The 2,629-nt window shown below is 67.6% G+C and carries 2 protein-coding genes; one reads left to right on the forward strand and one right to left on the reverse strand.

Translation table 11 applies throughout. From position 1 onward, the window contains the following. Positions 1-964, reverse strand: a 964-nt coding sequence (locus tag V5A20_RS14055) for a DNA gyrase subunit A (RefSeq protein WP_332327651.1), incomplete at its 3' end; no start/stop codon positions are given. Between the two features lie 495 nt (positions 965-1,459). Here V5A20_RS14055 and V5A20_RS14060 point away from each other — a divergent pair. Continuing rightward, complete coding sequence (locus tag V5A20_RS14060) at positions 1,460-2,344, forward strand: glycerophosphodiester phosphodiesterase family protein (RefSeq protein WP_332327652.1); 885 nt, start codon at positions 1,460-1,462, stop codon at positions 2,342-2,344. The last annotated feature ends 285 nt before the right edge of the window (positions 2,345-2,629 follow it).

Here is a 2,629-nt window from a genome sequence, read left to right on the forward strand (position 1 = left end):
GCTTGTAGACCTGGTTCTTGACGATCTCGGCGTTGGCGTCCCGCTTCAGCTCAATCACGACCCGGAGGCCGTCGCGGTCGCTCTCGTCGCGGAGGTCGGCGATGCCCTCGATCCGGTCCTGCCGCACCCGGTCGGCAATGCGCTCGATCTCGCGGCTCTTGTTGACCTGGTACGGCATCTCGGTCACGATGAGCGCGCGCCGGCCGCTGGGCACCTCCTCCTCGTGCATCTTCGCCCGCATGACGACACGGCCGCGGCCCGAGTGGTAGGCCTCGTAGACCCCTTTGTAGCCGTAGATGATGCCCCCGGTCGGGAAGTCCGGCGCCGGGAGGTGATCCATCAGGTCGTCGATCTCGATCTCCGGATCGTCGATGTAGGCGACCGTCGCGTCGATCGTCTCCCCCAGATTGTGCGGCGGAATCTTCGTGGCCATGCCCACGGCAATGCCGTCGGCCCCGTTCACCAGCATGTTGGGAAACGCCGCCGGGAGGACGACCGGCTCCTCCATCGTCCCGTCGAAGTTCTCCTGCGTGTCGACGGTCTCCTTGCCGATGTCCTGCATCATCTGCTCGGCGATGCGCGTCATCCGGGCCTCGGTGTACCGCATCGCCGCCGCCGAGTCGCCGTCGATCGAGCCGAAGTTGCCCTGCCCGTCGGCCAGCGGGTAGCGCATCGAGAAGTGCTGGGCCATCCGCACCAGTGTGTCGTAGACCGACGAGTCGCCGTGCGGGTGGTACTTGCCGAGCACCTCCCCGACGATCCGGGCGCTCTTTTTGTAGCTGGCCCCCTGGGTGAGGCCGAGCTCGTGCATGCCGTACAGGACGCGGCGGTGCACCGGCTTGAGGCCGTCGCGCACGTCCGGCAGCGCGCGGCTCACGATCACCGACATCGAGTAGTCGATGTAGGAGGACTTCATCTCCTCCTCAATGTTGATGGGAATGACGCGGCTGTCGTCCGCTTCCATGCTCCGAAGGGGGTCTGGAAAAAGCGAGGAGAAGGGTCGTGGGCGTGTGTGGGCGCCCACATCTTTTATAAGGTAGGGGTACGCCGGTAGAAGTGCCACCTACGAAGCTCCCCCGACCCTGCCTCTACGCGCTCTTAAAACGATCCTCGTGGGGACGGCCCGCTCCTGCGCGGAACGGCACGGCAATCGCTGGTGATTTTCTCACCCCGAAGGCGGTACGTCGCACAGAGGCAGGGCCCGTCCCCGCACGCGCCGTTCCGCCTTCTCTGTTCGGGCACCACCGGAGGGAAAGGGGCCGGTGCCCTCCGGACCTCGGTTTAGGGTGAGATCCGGTCGTCTCGGCCCGGAGGGGAGACTGAACCGGAGGGCCCCCGGGACGTAGGAGCGATATCCTGCAGCCTCTTTCCCGTTCCCGACGAGCACATGGGTCTCAGGTGTCGCCCCCGGTGGTGGAAGGGGATCATCGCTTCCGTCTGTATTCTCCTCGCGGTCCCCATGGCGGACGCCCGTTCCCAGTCGTTCCCCGACACGACGCGTCGCCCCAACGGCTTCGACCTGCAGGGGCACCGGGGCGCCCGTGGGCTCGTCCCCGAGAACACGATCCCCGCCTTCCGGCGGGCCCTGGAGCTGGGCGTCACGACCCTCGAGATGGACGTCGTCGTCAGCGCCGACGGTGTGGTGGTCGTGTCCCACGAGCCCTGGATGGCCCGGGCGAAGTGCCTTACGCCCGACGGCGCCCCGATCCCGGAAGGCGAGGCGCGGGCCCACAAGATCTACGAGATGTCCTACGAGCGGATCGCGTCGTACGACTGTGGCCGGACGCTCGAGGACTTCCCCGAGCAGGAGTCGGTCTCGGCGCCGAAGCCGCGGCTGCGCGACGTGCTCCAGATGGCCGAGACGTACGACGACACGCACGATCGGGGCCCCGTCTTCTACAATATCGAGACGAAGAGCCGGCCCGACTGGGATGGTACCCTGCACCCCGAGCCCGAGACGTTCGTGCGGCGGGTCCTGGCGGTCGTGACGGCGGCGGGCGTGGCGCCGCGGACGACGATTCAGTCGTTCGACCCGCGCACCCTCGAGGCCGCCCACCGGCAGAACGCGACGGTGCGAATCGCCCTGCTCGTGGGCCGGGCCGGCAATCAGGGGCTCGACGACAATCTGACGACGCTCTCCTTCGTGCCGGACATCTACAGCCCAAACGCAGAACTCGTCGACGACGCCCTCGTCTCGGCGGTGCACAACCGGGGTCTGGCGCTGGTCCCTTGGACCGTCAACGACCCCGACGCCATGACCCGCCTCATCCGCCTCGGGGTCGACGGCCTCATCACCGACTACCCCGACCGGGCCCGCACGGTGCTGGAGGCCGACGCGCTCTGAGCGACGGGGTCCGCCCGACGCCGTCTCGGGGAGGGCGCACCGACTGCGGCCCCGCTGATCCCCCTGTTCTGCGTTCCGCGGGAACGGGATGCGGGCATCAGGGCTGGACGGAGACGGCCTCCGTTTCCATCGGCGAACAGTCAAAACGGACGCTTTACCGGTGGCCGGGCGTAACGGTGCTCCGGGGCCCAGGACGTAGTCCGCGGCACAATATCGGAGTGCGTGGAGCAGGCGTCTTGCCATCGTTCCGCGCCAATGATATGCTTGTGAAGGCACGGCCACTCG

Origin of the sequence: Salinibacter sp., from assembly GCF_036626415.1 — a bacterium.
GTDB lineage: Bacteria > Bacteroidota > Rhodothermia > Rhodothermales > Salinibacteraceae > Salinibacter.